Origin of the sequence: Salinivibrio sp. MA351 (assembly GCF_001996065.1) — a bacterium.
Taxonomy (GTDB): Bacteria; Pseudomonadota; Gammaproteobacteria; order Enterobacterales; family Vibrionaceae; genus Salinivibrio; species Salinivibrio costicola.
This window is the reverse complement of the sequence record NZ_MUFG01000033.1, coordinates 1-21,314: the sequence shown is the minus strand read 5'-3', so window position 1 is coordinate 21,314 and position 21,314 is coordinate 1. Positions and strand designations below refer to the sequence as shown.

The 21,314-nt window shown below is 50.8% G+C and carries 18 protein-coding genes; 5 read left to right on the top strand and 13 right to left on the bottom strand.

Going from position 1 to position 21,314, the window contains the following annotated elements; genetic code table 11:
- Positions 1–79: 79 nt before the first annotated feature.
- The 7 genes from uvrD to BZG78_RS15360 all read right to left on the bottom strand — a co-directional run bounded on the left by uvrD (position 80) and on the right by BZG78_RS15360 (position 7,072).
- A complete protein-coding gene (gene uvrD, locus BZG78_RS13970) occupies positions 80–2,260 on the bottom strand; it encodes a DNA helicase II (RefSeq protein WP_077661540.1) in 2,181 nt (726 codons plus the stop codon).
- A gap of 206 nt (positions 2,261–2,466) precedes the next feature.
- Entirely contained in the window at positions 2,467–3,195 is a 729-nt protein-coding gene (locus BZG78_RS13965; protein WP_158011807.1) for an HAD-IA family hydrolase, read from the bottom strand.
- 1 nt (position 3,196) lies between these two features.
- A complete protein-coding gene (gene xerC, locus BZG78_RS13960; protein WP_077661538.1) occupies positions 3,197–4,159 on the bottom strand; it encodes a tyrosine recombinase XerC in 963 nt (320 codons plus the stop codon).
- Entirely contained in the window at positions 4,156–4,848 is a 693-nt protein-coding gene (locus tag BZG78_RS13955; RefSeq protein ID WP_077661537.1) for a DUF484 family protein, read from the bottom strand. Before BZG78_RS13955 ends, xerC begins: the two co-directional genes overlap by 4 nt.
- Entirely contained in the window at positions 4,845–5,675 is an 831-nt protein-coding gene (gene dapF / locus BZG78_RS13950) for a diaminopimelate epimerase (protein ID WP_077661536.1), read from the bottom strand. The genes BZG78_RS13955 and dapF overlap by 4 nt, the downstream gene beginning before the upstream one ends.
- An 8-nt stretch (positions 5,676–5,683) precedes the next feature.
- A complete protein-coding gene (lysA, locus tag BZG78_RS13945; protein ID WP_077461693.1) occupies positions 5,684–6,937 on the bottom strand; it encodes a diaminopimelate decarboxylase in 1,254 nt (417 codons plus the stop codon).
- A 24-nt stretch (positions 6,938–6,961) separates the two neighbouring features.
- A complete protein-coding gene (locus BZG78_RS15360) occupies positions 6,962–7,072 on the bottom strand; it encodes a lipoprotein (protein ID WP_108743392.1) in 111 nt (36 codons plus the stop codon).
- Positions 7,073–7,149: 77 nt separating this feature from the next.
- Between BZG78_RS15360 and cyaY the strand changes: the two genes are divergently transcribed.
- Positions 7,150–7,461 (top strand): iron donor protein CyaY, encoded by a 312-nt coding sequence (gene cyaY, locus BZG78_RS13935; protein ID WP_021022161.1) that lies wholly within the window; start codon positions 7,150–7,152, stop codon positions 7,459–7,461.
- Positions 7,462–7,516: 55 nt separating this feature from the next.
- Here cyaY and BZG78_RS13930 read toward each other — a convergent pair whose 3' ends face one another.
- Entirely contained in the window at positions 7,517–10,102 is a 2,586-nt protein-coding gene (locus BZG78_RS13930) for a class I adenylate cyclase (RefSeq protein ID WP_077661535.1), read from the bottom strand.
- A gap of 389 nt (positions 10,103–10,491) precedes the next feature.
- Here BZG78_RS13930 and hemC point away from each other — a divergent pair, with 389 nt between their 5' ends.
- Genes hemC through BZG78_RS13910 form a run of 4 tightly spaced genes read left to right on the top strand, consistent with a single transcriptional unit; the run spans position 10,492 to position 14,510 of the window.
- A complete protein-coding gene (gene hemC / locus BZG78_RS13925) occupies positions 10,492–11,427 on the top strand; it encodes a hydroxymethylbilane synthase (RefSeq protein ID WP_077647405.1) in 936 nt (311 codons plus the stop codon).
- Positions 11,424–12,188: a uroporphyrinogen-III synthase gene (locus BZG78_RS13920; protein ID WP_077661534.1), complete on the top strand. Its 765-nt coding sequence runs from the start codon at positions 11,424–11,426 to the stop codon at positions 12,186–12,188. Before hemC ends, BZG78_RS13920 begins: the two co-directional genes overlap by 4 nt.
- A complete protein-coding gene (locus tag BZG78_RS13915) occupies positions 12,181–13,317 on the top strand; it encodes a uroporphyrinogen-III C-methyltransferase (protein WP_077661533.1) in 1,137 nt (378 codons plus the stop codon). The genes BZG78_RS13920 and BZG78_RS13915 overlap by 8 nt, the downstream gene beginning before the upstream one ends.
- Positions 13,314–14,510 carry a heme biosynthesis HemY N-terminal domain-containing protein gene (locus tag BZG78_RS13910; protein ID WP_077577296.1) on the top strand — a complete coding sequence of 399 codons (1,197 nt, stop codon included), beginning with the start codon at positions 13,314–13,316 and terminating at the stop codon, positions 14,508–14,510. Before BZG78_RS13915 ends, BZG78_RS13910 begins: the two co-directional genes overlap by 4 nt.
- 122 nt (positions 14,511–14,632) lie before the next feature.
- On the opposite strand, the gene BZG78_RS13905 is transcribed toward BZG78_RS13910, so the two are convergent.
- The 5 genes from BZG78_RS13905 to BZG78_RS13885 form a co-directional block, all read right to left on the bottom strand.
- Positions 14,633–15,460: a hypothetical protein gene (locus tag BZG78_RS13905; RefSeq protein WP_077661532.1), complete on the bottom strand. Its 828-nt coding sequence runs from the start codon at positions 15,458–15,460 to the stop codon at positions 14,633–14,635.
- 120 nt (positions 15,461–15,580) lie between these two features.
- Complete coding sequence (locus BZG78_RS13900; protein ID WP_077577298.1) at positions 15,581–16,519, bottom strand: ABC transporter permease; 939 nt, start codon at positions 16,517–16,519, stop codon at positions 15,581–15,583.
- A gap of 3 nt (positions 16,520–16,522) precedes the next feature.
- Positions 16,523–17,500, bottom strand: coding sequence for an ABC transporter permease (locus BZG78_RS13895; RefSeq protein WP_021022169.1), 978 nt, complete (start codon positions 17,498–17,500; stop codon positions 16,523–16,525).
- Positions 17,501–17,559: 59 nt separating this feature from the next.
- On the bottom strand, positions 17,560–19,113 hold the full coding sequence (locus BZG78_RS13890; RefSeq protein ID WP_077661531.1) for an ABC transporter substrate-binding protein: 1,554 nt from the start codon (positions 19,111–19,113) through the stop codon (positions 17,560–17,562).
- Positions 19,114–19,203: 90 nt separating this feature from the next.
- The gene (locus BZG78_RS13885; RefSeq protein WP_077661530.1) at positions 19,204–20,922 is read right to left on the bottom strand and encodes an ABC transporter ATP-binding protein; all 1,719 of its coding nucleotides are present in this window, start codon (positions 20,920–20,922) and stop codon (positions 19,204–19,206) included.
- Between the last annotated feature and the right edge of the window lie 392 nt (positions 20,923–21,314).

Here is a 21,314-nt window from a genome sequence, read left to right as displayed (position 1 = left end):
TGCAGGCAATCGAGTCAATACCAATACGCCCAGCCAAGGCTGGGCGTATGTTACGTTTTTTGGCGTTAAGCAGCGGGGATTAAAGCGCTTCCAGTTTGGCGTACTGAGTTACCAACCACTTAATCCCTTCCCCATTAAAGGCGACTTGCACGCGGCTTTGTCCGCCACTGCCTTCAAAGTTGATGATGGTGCCTTCACCAAATTTAGGGTGTTGCACCCGCTGACCCAAACTAAACCCGGTTTGGTTAAAGTTCTCCTGAGTCTGCGTTTTGGAAAAACGACCACCGCTTGCAGCAGGGCGTGAGACATTGGCACGCATCCGCACTTCTTCCAAGCAGGCCTCGGGCAGCTCACGAATAAAGCGCGAGATCTTATGGAACATGTCTTTGCCGTACACACGGCGCATTTCTGCGTAGGTCAGATAGAGTTTATCCATCGCTCGCGTCATGCCGACATAGCAAAGACGACGCTCTTCTTCTAGGCGACCCGCTTCTTCGGCTGACATCTGGCTGGGGAACATGCCCTCTTCCACTCCGACCATAAAGACTAAGGGGAACTCGAGACCTTTGGCACTGTGCAAGGTCATCAATTGGACCGCGTCATCAAACTCGTCCGCTTGACCTTCACCGGCCTCAAGGGCGGCGTGGGCCAAGAATGCCGACAGCGGTGTCATCCCTTCCGCTTCCGCCTCTTCGGGTGGCGTAAATTGGCGCGTGGCCGTCACCAACTCTTCCAAGTTATCAACGCGTGCTTGCGCTTTTTCACCTTTTTCTTGCTCGTACATGGCGCGCAAGCCGGAGTAACGGATCACGGCATCGGTTTGTTGATACAGTGCCATGTCACGGGTGTCATCTTCTAGCGCATTGACCAGCTCGATAAACCGGCCCAATGCATTGGCCGCACGCCCTGCCAGCGCTTTTTCGGCCAAGATTTGCTCGGCAGTGTGCCATAAGGTTTGGCCACGATCGCGCGCCGCACCACGAAGCGTCTCAAGAGTGCGATCACCAATCCCTCGAGTGGGCGTGTTTACCACCCGCTCAAACGCCGCATCGTCATTGCGATTCGCCATCAAACGTAAATACGCCAATGCATCTTTGATTTCCTGACGCTCGAAAAAGCGCATGCCACCGTAAATACGATAAGGCAAGCCGGCTTGAATTAAGGCTTCTTCCAGCACCCGGGATTGGGCGTTGTTGCGGTATAAAATGGCGCTGTCACTCAGTACGCCCCCTTCGTCTTGCCAGGTTTTAATTTTCCCGACGACAAAGCGCGCTTCATCTAACTCATTAAACCCGGCATACACCGAAATAGGCTCGCCCTCTTTGCCCTCGGTCCACAGGCTTTTGCCCATCCGGTCGGCGTTGTTTTCAATCAGGGTGTTCGCCGCTTGCAAAATCGTACTGGTCGAGCGGTAGTTTTGCTCCAAACGGATAGTCTGCGGGGTGGTGAAATCGTCAAGAAAACGCTGAATATTTTCGACTTTCGCGCCACGCCAGCCGTAAATGGATTGGTCGTCATCGCCGACAATCATCACTCTAGCCTGTTGACCGGCCATCATGCGTAGCCACGCATATTGGATGTTGTTGGTATCTTGGAATTCATCCACCAAAATATGCTGGAAACGTGCTTGGTAATGATCACGGATCACCGCTTTATCGCGCAATAACTCTAAGGTTCGCAGCAAGATCTCGGCAAAATCGACCAAACCGGCGCGATCACAGGCTTCTTGATACGCCTGATAAATCCGTAGCCAAGTGCTTTCAACCGGATCATGGCGGGTATCAATGTGCTTGGGACGCAAGCCTTCATCTTTTTTGCCATTGATGTACCAACTCGCTTGCTTGGCGGGCCAGTGTTTTTCATCCAAGTTTTGCGCTTTAATTAACCGGCGTAGCAAGCGCTGCTGGTCGTCTGAATCAAGAATTTGGAAGTCTTGTGGCAGGTTGGCGTCCAAATAGTGGGCACGGAGAATACGATGACAAATACCGTGGAAGGTACCACACCACATGCCCGAGGCGGTGCCTTGCATCAATTGCTCAATACGGCCACGCATTTCGGCTGCTGCTTTATTGGTGAAGGTCACCGCCATCACCGAGAACGGCGACGCCTCTTCCACCCGCATTAGCCAAGCCATACGATGAACCAGCACCCGGGTTTTACCACTACCGGCCCCGGCAAGCACTAAATGGTTGCCAAGCGGCGCGGCTACGGCGTCACGCTGTTTGTCGTTGAGTCCGTCAAGAAGAGTTGATACGTCCATCGCCACCTGCCATTTTACTGGGTATTTATACACTGGTTGGCGATTATACCAGCTCAGCGCTAAATTGCGCGCCCGATAACGATCAGCGCTTCAACCGAGTGAATGGTGGAAATATCAGTACTATGAGTAATATCGGAGCTATGAGTAATATCGGAGCTATGAGTAATATCTGAGCTATGCGTAATATCGCATAACAGTATCGCGGCCTAACGGTGCCACTGCTGAATTAAGCTATCGAGTTCAGATAAATCATCGATCGCCACATCCGGCAAGGTGCGCCCTTTGTGCATCATGGGTGATTGCCGCTCTGGGCGAATCCAGCATGCTTGCATGCCCGCTTGACGCGCGCCGGCAACATCCGAGCTTAAATGATCACCGACATGTAGAATGCGCGCTGGGGCGAGGCCCAAGGCCTGCGCGGCTTGAGCAAACATCTCAGGGCTTGGCTTGGCCGCGCCGTGTTCACCGGCACGGAAAATATGCTGGAAAAACGGCGTCATTCCAATCGCATCGGTGTCGACGTTGCCATTGGTGATCGCCACCAATGGCAGCGTCTCGGACCAGGCTTTTAAGTAAGCCAAACTTTGTGCCGGCGGAGTAAAATCACTGCGATAACCGCAGAAGAAGGTCGTGGCCGCTTGGGCTTGGACGCGCGCTTGCTCGGCCGTGAAGCCAACATGCTCAGCGGCAAGCGTCAGCTGGGCAACCCGCATCGCGGTCACATTAAAGCGTTGTGCTGGGTTCTGGTCACGCGCTTGGCGACGAAACCCCGCCATCGTCACATTATCAAGCGCGGCAATTGGCGGACAATGCTCGCGCAAGTAGTCAGTTAACGCCGCTTCGGCGCGTGCGATCACCGGCCAGTTATCGTACAAGGTGTCATCCAAGTCAAAACTCACCGCATCAAACGCCTGTAAGCGACGATAAAATTTCATATCACGACTCCGAGTTCGTTTTTTTATCTGGACCTGATTTGCGCGCTCTGGGATGCGCGGCATCGTACACTTTCGCCAAGTGTTGAAAATCTAAGTGGGTATAAATTTGTGTGGTGCTCAAATCGGCATGGCCGAGCAGCTCTTGCACTGCACGCAGATCCCCCGAAGATTCCAACATATGGGTGGCAAAACTGTGGCGCAATTTATGGGGATTAATATGACTATTGACCGACTGCTTTTGCCCCCACTCTGCCATGCGTTTTTGCACGCTCCGATGCGAGATACGCTGGCCGAGCTTAGAAATAAACAGCGCGTCTTCTGGGCCTTTGAGGAGCTGATTACGGACTTTGAGCCAGTTCATCACCCAGGTTTTTGCCATGCCGGAAAAAGGCACAATGCGCTCTTTTTCTCCTTTACCGATGACACGTAAATCCCCTTTGCGTACTGAGACATCACGGACGTTAAGATCCACCAGCTCGGCCAAACGTAGTCCCGCGCCATACATCAGTTCCATCATCGCCCGATCACGCACCGACAAAGGATCGTCTTCGTCCACTTCGAGCAGCTGATGCATTTCATCCACATCCAAATTTTTCGGAAGATGACGGCCTTGTTTCGGCGCCGAGACCCCTTTGGCAGGATTGGCGGCAAGCTGTCCGTCTTGCACCAGATAGTCGAAAAAGCTACGCAGCGCGGACAAACGTAAAGCAATACTGCCCGGTTTCAGCCCATCACGTTTGGCTTGGCTCGAAATTTGTCGCACCCAGTCAGCATCAACATCGGTCCAGTGAGCGATGCCGCGCGCGGTCAGAAAGTCGACAATTTTATCTAACTGGCGCTGATAATTACGCTGGGTATGCGCACTGAGACCACGCTCGCTCAGCTGATATTGATAAAAACGGTCCAAAGGCACCGTCAGTGAGCGCGGTGCGCTGGCAGGTTCGCGAGGTGTCTCGTCGGTCACTGGCTCTCACCTTTTTGCGCCCACTGGCTGCATAAAATGGCTAAATGCGAAGCCAGCTGCTCAAGAAACAGCGTATCCATATCCGGCTGGAAGTGCCCGCCATCTGCACTGGCAAAGCTCAGTAGTCCCCACTCTTTGCCCTCACCTTTAATTGGCACCAAGGCAAATGACCCCAGTTCCGGTGGCTGTGCCATCACCACTTCGGCATCGACTCGGCGCAAACGGCCCAAATAGCAACGGCGTCCGGCAAAGTGATGGTTTTTCAGTTGATCCACCGCTTGACGAGGAATGGCCGTCATCCCCGCAATATCGTGATAAACACAGACACTGACGTTGAGCTGTAATTGCGCACTGAGCGTCTGTAATATTTTTTGCACGTCGTGCGGCTGATTCGTGCGAAGTAGTGCTTGATGCGTCTCAGCAAACGCACGGAATAAGCGATCGTTTTTGGCACCGAGACTCATCAGCTGGGTAATGTCTTCTTCTAACTCTGCGACGCGCTCACGCAAGCGCTTGAGCTGAATTTCGACCAAGGAGACTGCCCCTTGTTCAGCGTGCGGGATGGTTAACCGCGCCAGCAAATCACGCTGACGCAAAAAAAAGTCAGGATTATCAGTTAAATACTCGGCTACCGCATCCTCGCTCAACGGCATGGTTTCCAATGTGGTAGCGTCTATCCCGTGATTCATAATTGCAATTGTCCATCATATACATGTGTTGCAGGCCCGGTCATCGATAAAGGCTGGCCTGGACCACGCCAGAGAATCCGTAAATCCCCACCCGGTAGCGTGACGGTGACTTGCTCATCCAACAACCCTTGATCGATCCCTACCGCTACCGCGGCACAAGCGCCACTGCCGCAAGCCTGAGTCTCTCCGGCGCCGCGCTCATACACCCGAAGCTTAATCGCATTACGAGAAAGGATCTGCATAAAGCCGGCATTCACACGCTCGGGAAAGCGCTCATGATTTTCGAGTAGCGGCCCCAGCGTCTCGACATCCGCCGAATCAATATCATCGACCACTGTGACGACATGTGGGTTTCCCATGCTCACGGCCCCGACAAATAAAGTCTGTTCCGCTACGCGCATCAAATAGGTCTTTTCTTGTGAATTAGCCCGAAACGGGATCTTGCCCGGCGTGAAAATAGGCTCGCCCATATTCACCCGCACCTGGTTGTCGTTCTCAATATGTAGCCGCATTTTTCCCGCTTGGGTGCTGACATTAACTTGATATTTATTAGTGAGCCCTTTCATGCGCACAAAACGGGCAAAACAACGCGCGCCATTGCCACATTGGGCAACTTCAGACGCATCAGGATTAAAAATCCGATAGTGAAAGTCGGTTTCCGGATCATAAGGCGGCTCCACCACCAGTAGTTGATCAAAGCCGATACCCCGATGACGATCGGCTAAACGCCGGATAAGATCCGGGGAGAAAAACGCATTTTGTGTAACACAGTCAACCACCATAAAGTCGTTGCCCAGTCCGTGCATTTTTGCAAACTGTATCTGCATGCCAATCCTTATTCTGGTAGGCGCTTTTCAAGCTGCCACAGTGACGCCAAGCTTTCACGCTCACGCACTAAGTATGCGTGTTCACCATCGACAACGATTTCGGCAGGACGACAGCGCGAATTATAGTTAGAGGCCATCACAAAGCCATACGCACCCGCTGAACGCACCGCCAACAAATCATCTGGGGCTAATACTAGCGAGCGATTCTTACCTAAATAATCTCCGGTTTCGCACACCGGACCCACTAAATCGTAGGTTTTGGGCTCTCCTTGACGCGGCACCACCGGAATAATTTCTTGGTAAGCTTGATACAAGGAAGGACGAATTAAGTCGTTCATACCGGCATCAATAATGGCAAAATTCTTATGTTCGCTGTGTTTAAGAAATTCCACCTTGGTGAGCAAGACGCCGGCATTAGCAGCAATGGCACGGCCTGGCTCAAAAATCAGCTCAAGATGGCGATGCTTATCCAAACGCGCCAGCAGCGCTTTGGCATATTCCGAAGGCTGCGGTGGTTTTTCATCACTGTAGGTCACCCCGAGGCCGCCACCAACATCAAGGTGGCGAATCTGAATGCCTTCTTGCGCCAAAGTATCAATTAAGGCCAACAGACGGTCTGTGGACTCAATAAAGGGGGTCAGATCCGTTAGCTGCGAACCGATATGGCAATCAATACCTTCCACCTTCAGATGGGGCAAACTGGCAGCATAGCGAAAACTATTTAGCGCTTCCCCGAAAGCAATGCCAAATTTGTTTTCTTTAAGGCCCGTGGAAATATAAGGGTGCGTATTGGCATCAACATCCGGATTAATGCGCAGAGAGATTGGCGCCTCGACACCCAGTTCGCCCGCCACTTGGTTTAAGCGGTCAAGCTCAGAGTGTGATTCGACATTGAAACATTTTATCCCCACTTCCAGCGCTCGCCGCATTTCAACCGCCGTTTTACCCACTCCTGAAAATACGACCTTCGCCGGATCGCCGCCTGCAACCAAGACGCGTTCCAATTCACCTTGCGACACAATATCAAAACCCGATCCTTGCCGTGCCAGAATATCTAATACGCCAATATTTGAGTTCGCTTTCACGGCATAGCATACAAGATGTGGATGATCGCCCACGGCACAATCAAAAGCATGCCAATGACGCTCCAAGGTCGCGCGCGAGTACACATATAATGGCGTGCCGTAATCGTTGGCAAGCTGAGCCAATGGCAATGATTCGGCCCATAGCTGGCCGTCGTCCTGATAATTAAAGTAATCCAAGGTGTTCGTCCCTGTTGTCGTGGGTTATTGATTTTGCGTCGGTTGTTCGTCCGGATAATGCAGGGGCCCTTGTTGGCCACAGCCGGTCAGTGTCATGATGCTCGTGAGTATCAATAAAATGACGAGTTTTCGCATAGTGAATGCCAGTGATTATCGAGTCAATGCCCTCTATAATCGCATCACAACCATGAAAAGCAATAGGATATAACGGGATGAATACAACGGAATATCATCAGCTAGTCGATTTGCAAATGCAGGCCATCGAAGAAGGTATCGATGACTCAGGCGCCGACATCGATTATGAGAGTGTCGGCAATGTGATGACACTCGAATTTGACGATGGCAGCCAGATCATCATTAACCGTCAAGAGCCGATGCAAGAAATTTGGGTCGCGTCAAAAGGTGGCGGTTTTCATTTCGCGTTAAAAGAGGGCGAGTGGACGTGCAGCAAGACCGGCTTAATCTTAATGGATTTAGTCCAACAAGAGTGCAGCAGGCATGCTGGAGAGCCGGTATCTTGGTGATCTGAAGCAGGCGCTAACAATGCCCAGAGAGCGCACTAAAAAGCCGCTCTCTGGGTTATTTAAATGACGCCACTTGTCCACTAAAGCCATCGTGAGGTGGTTGGCGAGGCGGCTGCCATTGTGTATCGCACTTAAAAGGTAACGCCTGTGGCTCACCGCGATCATCGGTGACAATCTGATAAAACTGCGGCAAGTTAAAGTTAATAAAATTAGCACTGTAGCTATAACGGTCGTGAGAGGAGGTATAAAAACGGTTCACGCCCTGTACCATCTCTGTTTTATCACCACTGCACTGGCGGTACACTTCAACGCGATTGCTCTCATCAAGAATATAAAGATTGTAGCCATTGGCGCAGTCTTCAAAGAAAAACTGCACCAAGCCTTCACTGGCGTAGGCATCGACGACCGCGGGTGGGTGCACATCTTGCGGATTATCCACCACCATCACCGGCGTGCCATTCACTTTATTCGTGGAAATGCAGCGATAAAAATCGACCGAATTTTCTAAACGTTGCACGGACACGCCACGACGTTCAAAGAACAAGCCGTGCGTTTGCGATCCGATACGCAACGCTTTGAATCGACGTCGCTTTTCCTTTTCAACCGGTTTTAGCCTAAGTTCAATGCATTCCGCCACCAGTTGGTAGACCAAGTTGCGGATCAGGCCGCGCATTTTACTCGAATAGCAGAACACATCGACCGATTCAGGTGGCACCGCATCTTGGTGCATTTTTCCTAACATGGTTTTCAGCGCTTCAAGAATCGCATCATCACCGCGATAGTTGAGTGTCCGGACCTCATTCCACGAGTTGCGATAGACCAAATCAACACTGCCCACCAGGCAGGTTTGCTCGGGGCCATAGCTAAAGATATCGCTATTTTTAAAATCAAACCGCATCGATGGTTTTTTATACGCCGACGTCGGGTCTTGCTCTAAGTTAATAAACAAGGCGAGCTGACGAATTTCACAGGGGCTTGATAACGCGTCCAAGGTTGGGCGTGGCGGCCGCAGAGAGAAGGTGTTGCGAATGTCACTGACCAATTGATACAGGGTATCAATATCAACGTCTGCATCACGTACTACGGTGTGCAAATGCGTCGACTCGGTCAGTAAACCATTAAAAAACGCCCAAGCGATCAGCTTAGACAGATAGCTGTTATGCGCCAGTGGCGCACGACCGATGATGTCGACCGGATCCAGGGAATGTTTATATAAATACCATCCCGGTCGATTCGTTCGCCCTTCGGGCACTTGAATCAAGGTTAGGTTTGGCTCGTGCAGATCCGGTGAAATCTGCGGATTCAGCAAGGTCACTTTACCCGGTAGCTCTTCAAACGCGGCATAAAGCTTACGCGCTAACGTACTGATATCTTGCGGGCTGATCGCCGAGGTGATGTCATTGCGGCGCGCAAAGCGAATCAAATTACGATAGCTTTGCATTAACGCATCAAGCAGCTCGTTGTGTGCGTACTGCACTTCCTCAACCTTCCAGTGACGACGGTTATCCAGATACGTCAACGCCTGCTCGTCCCAGCCCCACTCATGAGCCAATAGACGCAGCACGTCACGCCGCCATGCCACTGAACCGGTCGACGGTGACTGCGTTAATTTTTCATGGGTTTTGAGATAAAAACAGCGACGGACAAGGTCTAAGCGGCGGGCGTCGCCAATTGACTCGAGGTAGCGCGTCACTTTTTCCAACATCAGGTAATACGCATCGGACTGGTATACATCAACCCAGCCGGCATAAAAGCGGCGCTTACCATCAACACTTAGTAGTTGGGTGCCAGGGTACTGCCACGAGTACGCTTCGAGTAATATCGCTTTAAGTACCGATTTATACGGTGAATCGATACTTTTATAAAGCTGCCACAAGCTCGAGCCGAAGTATTCTTCCGCCGGGATGGTCGGCAGGCCGCCAAAATCGACCCAATCACGTCGGTCAAGACCATGGTCTGCCACCAAGGTATCGACATAGTCGTCGTAACAGTCTTCCATTTCTGGCGGCACCATGTACCAAAGCAGCTTTTGCCCCGCAACACGCATTGACGAACGATAAAATTCATCAAGCAACAAAAAGTGCTGACTGGTACCACAGTTATCACTGGTCATGGTTTGGCTGAGGTGATGGCGGAACCGCCCTTCACACACTAAAAAGAAGTTGGCTTCAACCCCTTGGTTTAGCGCCCATTCGGAAATTGCCATGCACTTGGCATCGAGTTTATCACGCTGGGCGGTGGTGACGGCAGCATCAATGCATACCCAGATATCCAGATCACTGGTGAGGCTTTGTCCCATCGAGCCGGTACTGCCCATGGTATACATGCCTTTAATCGGATGACGACGACGTTCATCAACGCATGCAGTTAAAGAGGAGAAGCGCGTCTTTGAGTGGATCAGACAGTCAGAGACAAACTCTCGTTGTGTCTCGTCAAGCTGATAATCAGCGATACCAAAAGGCACACTGTCGCCACAAAACCCGGGCAATGCGGGGTGGTTGAGATGTAAAAGCACTGGCAGCACATCAAAAATGGCTTGAGCTTGACGACTCATTGCTGACCGCGCGCGATCCATTCTCACGCGGTTAAACGCCTCTATGCGCTCAGTTTGCTGTTGTACGTATGTTTGCAAGGCAATCATCCAGATTCGTTGACATCCCGGTCAACAGGTCGACGTTACTGTCTTCACCGTATCCGCCCAATTGCAGATAACAAAACGTGATCAATGTAACACTCTCGACAACTCGGGTAAAGTCAATAACCCCGATGCCTGTGTGGTGAGATTCGTGACGCACTATAGGCGCTTTTTGAGACCAATATCAACTTTTACGCTCTACTACCTTAGTCGTAACTTTCAATGTTTGCCGCCCAACGATCTCACTATTTGCGTAAATAATACGCTATCGATCACATTTTTTCACCTATATGACGATAAGCCCATCATAAATCTCGAAAGCGATTGACGACTATTACGAGCCACCCAATGGCAATGATACGATGGTGGTTATGAATCAAGAAGGAAGCAACACCATGTACTCAACACCCGTGCGCATTGCCACACGCAAAAGTCCTTTGGCGCTCTGGCAAGCGGAATTTGTTAAAGAAGCACTCGAAGCTTCCCATCCTGGCTTGACCGTCGAGCTCGTGCCTATGGTCACTAAAGGTGACGTGATTCTGGACACGCCCCTCGCTAAAATCGGTGGTAAAGGCTTGTTTATTAAAGAGCTTGAACAAGCAATGCTTGACGGCCGCGCGGATATTGCCGTGCACTCGATGAAAGATGTCCCGGTTGAGTTTCCAGAAGGGCTGGGATTGGTCACCATCTGTGAGCGCGGTGACCCACGCGATGCTTTCGTCTCTAACCATTACAACAGCATTGATGATTTACCCGAAGGGGCTGTCGTCGGCACGTCTAGCCTGCGCCGCGAATCACAACTACGTGAACGTCGTCCGGATCTGATCATTAATACCTTACGCGGCAATGTCGGCACCCGCCTAGGGAAATTGGATGATGGTCAGTATGATGCGATCGTTCTCGCCGCCGCTGGGTTAAAACGGTTAGGTTTACATGAACGCATACGTAATGAAATTCCACCAGAAGTCATCTTGCCGGCGGTTGGGCAAGGTGCCGTGGGTATCGAGTGTCGATTGGATGATGAACGTATTCGGACCTTATTGGCCCCCCTTTCTGATGCCAGCACCACACAACGTGTACTTTGTGAACGCGCGATGAATAATCGTCTTGAAGGCGGGTGCCAAGTGCCTATTGGCAGCTATTCGGAAATTCAAGGCGACAAAATTTGGTTGCGCGCATTAGTGGGCGAACCGGATGGCTCGACCATCTTACGTGCCGAAATCACCGGCCCATTAGAGAAAGGGGAAGCACTAGGGACAGATTTAGCCGAGCAGCTCCTCGCTCAAGGTGCGCGCCAAATTCTGGATAAACTTTATCAAGACGACGCATGACCACGGTTATTGTTCGCCCCGAGCCAGACTGCAGTGAGTTAGTCGATCAGCTTACCCGACAAGGGCTGGCGGCGATCGCCTGTCCGCTACTTAGTTTTGCGCCGGGGCGAGACTTACCAACCTTCGCCACCTTGCTCGGCTCACTGCCCGCTGACAGCATCTTAGTCGCAGTGAGCCCACGCGCCGTGGCCTTTGCGCATCAGGCATTGCAACGCCAGGAGATGGCCTGGCCCAGTGATTGTCATTATGTTGCCGTTGGGCAACGCACTGCTCATGAGTGGCAAGCCGTCTGCGGCCAGCCTGTCCAATACCCGGTCCGCGAAGACAGTGAGGGCATGCTAGCACTGGCTCCATTTATGGCGGTGAAAGGGGCGCAGGTGGTGATTCTTCGCGGTGACAGTGGCCGCGATATGATGGCAAAAACACTCAGCGATCAAGGCGCGCAAGTTCACTATTGCGAGACCTATCGGCGACAATGGGCCATTGAGCCTTTAGTATCGCAAGTAGTAAGCTGGCCTAAAGACACTATCGACACCGTGGTGATCACCAGTGGCCAACAATTAGCCTACTTTGATCAACTTATCACATTAAGCGGACAGCACTGGCTGCGCCAATGCCGTATACTGGTGCCCAGTAAAAGGATTCAAGATCAAGCCACAGGGCTCGATTTTGACACGATTACGACCGTTGACAGCGTGGCCAATTCAGCCCTAGTTCACACGCTGCTCAGGTTAAGTAAAACGGGACTTTCGGATGACTGACAACAAAAACACCGACACCAAATCAAACAAGGCTACGACGCCCTCGTCACCCAAGACACACGCCACGGATGCCTCCTCATCAGGGAAAGCAGCAAAAAAAAGCGCATCATCAGGAGGACGTGGCGGTATTGTTCTTGGCGCGATTGCCATCGCGATAGCACTCGGCTCGAGTGGATGGGTGTTCTATCATGGGCACCAGCAAGCGACTGTTTTACAAAACACAGTATCAGCGCAACAATCTCAAATTGCTAACCTTGAACAATCCCTTAGCCAGCAAAAAAAAGCTGCTGAAAAAGCGAGAGAGCAACTTGAGGACGCCACTACAACACGACTTAATCAACAAGATAGCAGCCTGAAGAGTCTACAAAAGGCAATGGCCGATGTGAAAGGCCGCCGACCTAACGATTGGTTACTTGCGGAAGCGGATTATTTAATTCGTATGGCAGGGCGCAAAGTGTGGCTTGAGCACGATGCGCAAAGCGCCACAGCGCTGATGGAAGCGGCAGATCATCGTATTGCCCAGCTCAACGACCCGTCGTTGGTACCGATTCGCCAAGCGTTAGCTGACGATATAACGGCTTTAAAAGCGGTCAAGCGGGTGGATAAAGATGGCATAGTGTTGCGCTTAACGAGCATGCAACGACAAGTCGAGGACTTACCCCTTGCCAGCGCCGTGATCCCTGAGGCAGAGGAAACGCAAGCTCCGGTGGTGAGCGAGTCGGTCAACGATTGGCAAGCAAACCTGACCACCTCATTGAAAGGATTTGTTGATGATTTCATTACCTACCGCAAACGCGACGGTAATGTGGTGCCACTGCTCTCGCCGACACAAAGCTATTATTTGCAAGAGAACCTAAAAAACAAGCTCGATCAAGCCATGCGGGCTGTCTATCAAGGGAATGACACCCTCTATCATGAAGCACTTGGCATGGCCCAAGACTGGGCGCTGCGCTTTTATAATCAGGATGCTAGCGCCACCCGCCGTTTTGTTGAGCAACTCAACGCCCTGAACGAACAGCGTATTGGGGTCGACCTTCCGCAAAAGCTCAGCAGCCAAACGCTCGTCAGTGATGAGATTGATACCCGATTGCGCCGAGATATTGCACCGCTAACAGGAGGCCAATCATGATACGACTGCTGTTACTTGTCCTCGTTTTGGCGGCAGGCTTGGTGGTTGGCCCACAACTGGCTGGTCACCAAGGCTACGTGCTCATTTCAGCGGCCCAGCAAACCATTGAAATGAGCGTAACAACCCTCTTAGTGCTCATTGCCGCGCTCATTGCAGTGCTCTGGGCCCTAGAGTGGGTGCTAAGAAAACTCTTTTCGATGAGCAGTACTGCCAGTGGTTGGTTATCCGGCCGGAAACAGCGTAAAGCCCGCCAGCAGACCCAGACAGGCTTAATGAAATTACGCGAGGGCGAGTGGAAAAAGGCGGAAAAGCTCCTCGCTAAAGCGCGCTCACACAGTGATGCTCCCATGCACAACTTGCTCGCCGCCGCAGAAGCGGCACAACAACGCCAAGATTTACATGCGCGGGATCAGTACCTACAACACGCCGCCGATATCAATGCCAACAGTTTAGCGCTCGCCCTCACTCGCGCCCAGTTACACAGCCAAAGCGGACAGTATGAGCAAGCATTGGCCTCACTGCGGGCAATAAAACGCCAACACCCACGCAACCCTGTGATGCTGTCCCTGTTGAAAGAGACCTATATCCAATTAGAAGATTGGTCAGCGTTGCTCAACCTTCTTCCAACGCTAAAAAAAGCACAGCTGCTCAATAGTGAACAACTTGACGTATTGTATGAGCGTGCCGAGCTTGGCGTTATGTCGCATGTTGCCAGTCAGAAAGGGGCAGAAGGGCTGCTTGCGCATTGGAACCAACTGCCGAAGGCCAAACGTAACCAACCCGCACTGCTCGCTGGATTAGTGCATCATTTGTCGGCGCGAAATGCCGATTCTGAAGCCTACATCTTATTGCGTGAAACCTTGAAAAAGCGGCCCGATGATCGCTTGATTGCACTGATCCCTACGCTCAACTTGCCCGACAGTTATCCGGCCGTGGTCATGCTAGAAGAGTTGCTAACCCGCGATAGCCATAATCCGGTTGTTCACAGCGCGCTGGGCCAGCTGCTGATGCAAGCAGGCAAATGGCAAGATGCGCGCAGCCACTTTGAGCAAGCACTCGAATACCGTACTGATGTCAGTGATTATGCCTACCTTGCCGATGTGTTAGATAAACTCAACCAAGGACAAGCGGCCAGCGATATCTCGCGCACCGCCTTAAAAATGGCACTGCCCGAGCGTCCGCCCGCAGCATAATACGCCTGACAGTAACAAAAACGCCCCACCATAAAATGGGGCGTTTTTGTCGATGCGATGCCATCACGCATCGCTTCTGTGGTTAACCTTACTATCAAAGCTAACCCCAGTTTGCCGACTCGCTATCCTTTTTTACACAATACATTGAGCGCTGCCACTTGATTACGCGTGACCACCGTGCCGGTATTGGCATCAACACCCTGGGCGCCTTGTACCCAGTAAGGTAAACGCATCGGTAATTGATCGGTGGCTTGGGCGACCTGGGTTAAGTCCTGCTTGGACGCAAGTACCATTCCTTCTTGCTGACAACGCGGTTCCGCCTTCGCATAAGGTAGCCGCACCCAGCTCATCCCTTTTTCCGTATACTGTTTGTCACCTTGCTCAGGCTCAGGTAAACCAAAGTGGCTCAAATTGAAGGCGGCTTCGGATTGGGCTGCTTTTCCGCTTGTCTCTGGCAGAGTAGACGCTTTTGTCTCTGACATAGTAGACGCTTTTGTCTCCGCCAGTGGCGGCAAGCGTATGACTGCAGGCTGAGATAGGGGTTGACGGGTTTGGCGCAACACCGCTTGGCGTGTCGGACCAAACATGCGTACACGTTTAAGCACCACATTGGCGACATCGAGAGCCTGATAGGGACCAATTAAACAACGACCACGCCCTTCGCGGACTTGCACTTGAAAGGGTAAATCCGGCAAACCTTGGCGCAATGTTTGATAAAACTGACGTGATGGCACCCCGTTTGTGGCACCGCACTGGACCCAAAATGCTGAACTTTGCGGATCAGGAGACTGATCACCCCACAGCCCATTGCCAATATCGCATTTTTCACCAATGATCGGCCAACCTTGCTGATTGTCGATAATCGCACAAGGTGTTTGCGCTGCATTCACTGAGGATATCATTCCCCACGTTGCCATTAGCGTGACAACCAGACCTCGCCACCGCCCCATGATTTACTCCCTTCGTCACTTAATGTTCATCAGCTTAAGCAAAGTCATACAATGACTCAAGCTGACGATTCTCAAGCTGTTAGGTACGAACAAAAATGGCTGCGTACGCAGCCATTTTTCTCATCCTTTATAAATTTTGGGGTTAAACACATCCCTGAGCCAATCACCCAGCAAGTTGATAACCAACACCAGCAGCACTAAGGCAATACCAGGAAAGACCGTTATCCACCACGAACCAGAGAAAATGTAATTAAAGCCAATACTAATTAATGAGCCCAAAGACGGCTGATCGACAGGCATACCCAAGCCTAAAAACGATAATGCCGCTTCTGACATAATCGCGTTAGCCACTTGAACCGTTGAAATCACCAAGATCGGAGACAGACAGTTGGGAAGAATGTGCCGGAACATAATACGCGGTGATCGAAACCCCATCACACGCGCCGCTTCAACATATTCTTTTTTCTTCTCCGCCAGTACAGAGGCACGAATAGTACGCGCATATTGCGGCCATTCGGCAATCCCAATAATCACCACCAGCATCAAGATCGCATATTGACTATAAAACTCGCTACCAAAGCTGGCTTTAAAAATCGCAGACACAATGATCGCCACCATCATGGTAGAGAAAGACAGCTGAATATCTGCAATCCGCATAAAGAAGCTATCTATCCGTCCGCCAAAGTACCCCGCACTCAGTCCTATGATTGTCCCTAAGATGAGCTGTAATCCCACCGCACATAGGCCAATGGTCAGAGAGATACGCAGGCCATAAATCATAGTGGATAAGATATCTCGGCCCTGGTTATCCGTCCCTAATAAGAAGCGAGGATCGCTCCATTCCATCCAAGCAGGCGGTAACTCTGAGTCCATGATATCAATCGACATCAAATCATAAGGATTGGTTGGTGCCACCAAAGGCGCAAACACAGCCAGTAGGAGAAAAACCATAAAAATGGCAAAACTGGCCATCGCCACCTTGTCACGCTTAAAGTGATAGAGGAAATCTGAGGCCAAAAAGCGTTGCCAGCGACTTGGGGTGGTATGTGCTTGTGTCATCGCTTACGCCTCCTTACCGGTAATGTTAACCGTGGGATTAATCAGGCCATACAGTAAGTCGACAAATGTATTGGTGACGACAAAGATCAATCCGACGAAAATGACATAGGCAGTAATCAAAGGTGTATCGACACGGTTGATCGCTTCAAGAAAGAGAAAGCCCATTCCTGGCCACTGAAACACGGTTTCTGTCAAAATGGTATAGGCAATCATGGTGCCGATTTGCACTCCGCCTACAGTCACCACAGGTAACATGGTGTTTTTCAATGCATGCTGATAATAAACCTTATTTTCGGGGAGCCCTTTCGCGCGCGCAAATTTGACATATTCAGTGCCCAACGCTTCCAGCATTTCAGAACGCACCAAGCGAATAAATAGCGGCAACATGATAGAAGCTAATGACACGGCGGGTAATACTAAGTGCGCAAGGCCGTCTAGGGTGAAAAAGCCAGACTCCCAACCTAGCCAATTGGCCGTTTCCCCTCGCCCATAGGAAGGTAACCAGCCAAGCTCAATGGAAAAGACGTACATCAGCATGATTGCCGTAAGGAACACGGGAATCGAAATCCCTACGATACTAAAGCCCATGATAATCTTGGTAAGTATACTTTTGGGATGGATAGCGGCGTACACACCAAGTGGAATCGACACCACCACGATGATCAACGCCGCACCGACCACCAGCTCTAAAGTGGCGCCCAGTTTATCTAAAATGACATCGACAACCGGTCGTTTAAAGAAGTAAGAATTGCCTAAATCACCTTGTAGGGCCTGACCGACAAAGCGAGTATATTTGGTTATAAAGGGATCATTAAGCCCCATTTCATCGCGCAGCGCATCGCGCTCTGCTTCTGATACTGATTGTCCCACCAGCTCCCGCAAGGGGTCGCCAAGGTTGTCTTGGATAGCAAACGCCACCAGACTGATGACAAACATCACAATCAGTGCCTGTACCAGACGTTTGACTAAAAACGTTACCATGTGTGCCTCTAAGCGATTGGATAATCAAGGCCCCAGGATTGGGGCCCTGTGTCAATCCATTACTCGACCACTAAATCGCCGAAGTAAGGGAAGTTCATACCGTTAACGATCGGTTTGATGTTAACGTTATTTTTGGCTGCCCAAGACGGATCTTGCCAGTGCAGAGGAAGGAAAGCCGCATCGTCATACAAGATCTTCTCGACCTTTTGCAGCATCGCGTTACGTTTTTCCAGATCCGTTTCTGAATTCGCATCGAGTACCAGTTTGTCCACTTCACTGTTCGAGTAATGGCCACAGTTATACTGCCCTTTACCCGTGTCAGCGTTGCGGGTCATGGTGAGGAACTCGGTAAAGTTAGCCGAATCTTCCGTATCTGGGTGCCAGCCGATCATTTGCATACCGGCTTCACACTTATCAAACTCAGGCCAGTACTGCGCTTTTGGCATGGTCTGTAAATCCACTTTGATGCCGATTTTCGCCATCATCGCGGATACCGCTTGAGCGATTTTTTCATCATTCACATAGCGGTTATTGGGGGCAATCATGGTGACAGAAAAACCATCAGGATAACCGGCTTCTTCCATCAACTTTTTCGCTTTCGCCAAGTCATAACGCGGCGCGAGATCGGCATTGTAACCCGCATAACCGACTGGGCTTTGCTGGCTTGCCGGTGTCGCGGCGCCTTTCATTATTTTTTGCGCGATGCCTTCGTTATTGACCGCATACGCCACCGCTTGACGGACACGCGGGTCTTTAAATTCTTCCACCACACTTTGGTTCATTTGGAAGGTAATCACGCGTGTACCAGGCATGGTCACCAGCTGCAAATTATCAGAGCGATCGATACGACGATAATCGTTGGGCGATACAGGGGCGATCATATCGACGTCACCCGATAGCAGTGCCGCGACACGGGTGGCATCTTCTTTGATCGGACGCAGTGTGATGTTGTCGACATTGCCTACGCTGTCTTTGTCCCAGTAATTCTCATTACGGTCAAATTCAACCACTACGCCTTGTTCACGTTCGTCGACCACGTACGGCCCGGTGCCTGACAAGTGTGTTGATGCATAGGTTGAGCCATTTTTCTTCAGCTCAGATTTGTCGCGTCCGTCTTCGGTCTCACCACTGTAGAATTTGCTGTCCATGGGGAACACGTAGGTCATAACGTTTTCCACCAACGGATAAGTACCGTCAGTCACCACATCCACTGTGTGCTCGTCGACTTTTTTGATGTCAACGATTGGGGTGAAAATCCCTTTAAAGTCAGGTGATGATTTCAAACGGTCAAAGGTCCATACCACATCGTCAGCGGTAAACGCGTTACCAGAGTGGAACGTCACGCCTTTGCGAAGATTGAAACGCACGGTTTCATCATCGATACGCTCCCACGAGGTGGCAAGACGAGGCTCGAAGTCCATCTCTTGGGTAAAGCGGACCAAGGGGTCGAAGACCATGTGTGCTAGCTGTAAGGTACCACCAGACAGTTGCTCATGCGGATCCAAAGAAACGGGATCCGCGTCATAAGCCACTGTAATGTCGGCAGCGGCAGCACTAAAACTCAGGCCAGCGGCCATGAGTGCCACGGCTATCTTGCTCTTCATTGTTTTCATTGCATAGCTCCTTTATGCGTAGGGGATATAGCCCCTGCTGTGTTTGCATCATAGATACGGTGCGGCCCTTGGCCGCGTCGACATAGCACGCTATGCCGGTTGCAAACCTTCTGTGCTCATTCCCTTAAACTCAGGCATTAATGAGATAAGATGACGGCTGTATTCATGTTGTGGGTCAGTAAACAGTTGCTCGGTTGGAGCGACTTCAAGTAGCTGACCTTTACGCATCACCCCAATGCGATCGCACATTTGACGAATCACCGGTAAATCATGGCTGATAAATAACATGGTCAGATTGAGCTCGTCTTGCAGATCTTTAAGCAGATTTAAGATCTGAGCCTGAACAGAGACATCTAACGCGGAGGTTGGCTCGTCACAAATCAGCAACCGTGGTCGCGTCGCCAGTGCGCGGGCAATCGAGATACGCTGACGCTGGCCACCAGAAAACTCATGCGGATATTTGATTCCAGCACCACGGCCTAATCCCACGTGATCGAGCAAGTCTCCGACAATTTGACGGATTTGCGACTCACTTTCTGCCAAGCGGTGAAAGCGAATCGGCTCCGCGATAATGTCATAAATCTTCATCCGCGGATTCATGGATGAATAGGGGTTTTGAAACACCATCTGCATTTGACGACGGATTGGACGACGGGCCCGCTCACTTTTTATCGCGGTCAAATCGATATCTTCAAAAATAATCTGGCCGGTATTGGGCGGATACAGCCCGGTAATCGCCCGAGCGATGGTTGACTTACCGGAGCCTGACTCGCCGACCAGACCAAAAGTTTCCCCTTCAACAATATCAAAGCTGACGTGGTCCGAGGCTTGGACATATTCGCGACGGCTGGCAAAAAACGAATCCTTGGTCACAAATCGCAACGAGACGTCCTTTACTTGTAACAAGGGGCCAGAATAAGCGCGTTGGTCTTGGCTTTGTCCTAGCCAGTGGTTCTTCACATCCAGCTCAAGGGTTTCACCTGCTTCTTCGATGTAATTCACCAAAGGAAAACGATCCAGTTTGATATCGGAGCGTGGCACGGCGGAGATTAAGCTTTGGGTGTAAGGATGTTGCGGATCGCCCAACACTTGCTGTGTGGTGCCAAGTTCAACTAAGTCACCTCGATACATGACCGCGACACGATCGGTCACATTCGCCACTACGCCCATATCGTGGGTCACTAACATACAACCCACGTTTTTCTGCTGGCATAAATCGCGAATCAAATTGAGAATTTGATCTTGAATCGAAACATCCAATGCTGTCGTTGGCTCATCAGCGATAATTAAATCTGGCTCACCGGCCAATGCGACCGCGATCACCACGCGCTGACGCATCCCACCAGAAAATTGATGCGGATACTGCTTAATACGCAACTCAGGCTCTGGGATCCCGACTTGCTCCATCAGGTTTATCGCACGCTGATAGGCTTGCTGGGACGTTAGATTAAGGTTGGTTATTATCGTTTCTGTCAGCTGTTGCTCGACGGTAAATAACGGGTTCAGCGAGGTCATGGGATCTTGAAAAATAAATCCAATTTTATCGCCACGCACTTTGCGCATTTGATTGGGTGTCAGGCCCGATATTTTTTGACCATCGAGGTATACATCGCCACTGGCAATGCGTCCTGGAGGGCTAAGTAAATCAATCACCGCATTTCCAACGGTTGATTTACCTGCGCCGGACTCACCGACCACGCCGACAATCTCACCACGCTCAATCGTTAATGACAGCGAGGTCACGGCCGCGTGGACACCATGGCGAGACGGGTACTCTATTCGGAGGTTATTAACTTCTAGCAGTGACATTTTTCATCCTTGATATCGTCAAAGGTGACGATCAACGTGCTAACCAAAACAAGGGGCTGCCTCGCCTTGGAGAGATGCGATTCCAATCTGGCAAACATTTCACAAAAAATCAACATCGCAGAAGAAAAAACCATAAAGGCCTAATCATCTCGGATATTCATTCATCTAACTACCAGCACTTGCCCGGCGGCAAGACACAAAACACACTTCATATCATAAAGATATAAGCTATTCCCATTCCCTCTGTTTTAAAGCAAATCACGCATAGAATAAAGCCATCTGAATTAACAGCCATATAACATCCGTAGTGATAATGACTGATTTATAAATGATCGACACACTGCATAAGTTATAAGTTACTTATTAAGTAGTTTTTTATTCTTAGTAAAGAC

Excerpts from the sequence above, each read along its gene's own strand:
- BZG78_RS13885 (WP_077661530.1), bottom strand. The coding sequence starts at position 20,922 with ATGTCACTGCTAGAAGTTAATAACCTCCGAATAGAGTACCCGTCTCGC.
- BZG78_RS13965 (WP_158011807.1), bottom strand. The coding sequence starts at position 3,195 with ATGAAATTTTATCGTCGCTTACAGGCGTTTGATGCGGTGAGTTTTGAC.
- BZG78_RS13915 (WP_077661533.1), top strand. The coding sequence starts at position 12,181 with ATGACTGACAACAAAAACACCGACACCAAATCAAACAAGGCTACGACG.
- BZG78_RS13920 (WP_077661534.1), top strand. The coding sequence starts at position 11,424 with ATGACCACGGTTATTGTTCGCCCCGAGCCAGACTGCAGTGAGTTAGTC.
- BZG78_RS13895 (WP_021022169.1), bottom strand. The coding sequence starts at position 17,500 with ATGGTAACGTTTTTAGTCAAACGTCTGGTACAGGCACTGATTGTGATG.
- BZG78_RS15360 (WP_108743392.1), bottom strand. The coding sequence starts at position 7,072 with ATGCGAAAACTCGTCATTTTATTGATACTCACGAGCATCATGACACTG.
- dapF (WP_077661536.1), bottom strand. The coding sequence starts at position 5,675 with ATGCAGATACAGTTTGCAAAAATGCACGGACTGGGCAACGACTTTATG.
- BZG78_RS13955 (WP_077661537.1), bottom strand. The coding sequence starts at position 4,848 with ATGAATCACGGGATAGACGCTACCACATTGGAAACCATGCCGTTGAGC.
- BZG78_RS13890 (WP_077661531.1), bottom strand. The coding sequence starts at position 19,113 with ATGAAAACAATGAAGAGCAAGATAGCCGTGGCACTCATGGCCGCTGGC.
- BZG78_RS13900 (WP_077577298.1), bottom strand. The coding sequence starts at position 16,519 with ATGACACAAGCACATACCACCCCAAGTCGCTGGCAACGCTTTTTGGCC.
- cyaY (WP_021022161.1), top strand. The coding sequence starts at position 7,150 with ATGAATACAACGGAATATCATCAGCTAGTCGATTTGCAAATGCAGGCC.
- BZG78_RS13930 (WP_077661535.1), bottom strand. The coding sequence starts at position 10,102 with ATGATTGCCTTGCAAACATACGTACAACAGCAAACTGAGCGCATAGAG.
- BZG78_RS13905 (WP_077661532.1), bottom strand. The coding sequence starts at position 15,460 with ATGGGGCGGTGGCGAGGTCTGGTTGTCACGCTAATGGCAACGTGGGGA.
- BZG78_RS13910 (WP_077577296.1), top strand. The coding sequence starts at position 13,314 with ATGATACGACTGCTGTTACTTGTCCTCGTTTTGGCGGCAGGCTTGGTG.
- hemC (WP_077647405.1), top strand. The coding sequence starts at position 10,492 with ATGTACTCAACACCCGTGCGCATTGCCACACGCAAAAGTCCTTTGGCG.
- uvrD (WP_077661540.1), bottom strand. The coding sequence starts at position 2,260 with ATGGACGTATCAACTCTTCTTGACGGACTCAACGACAAACAGCGTGAC.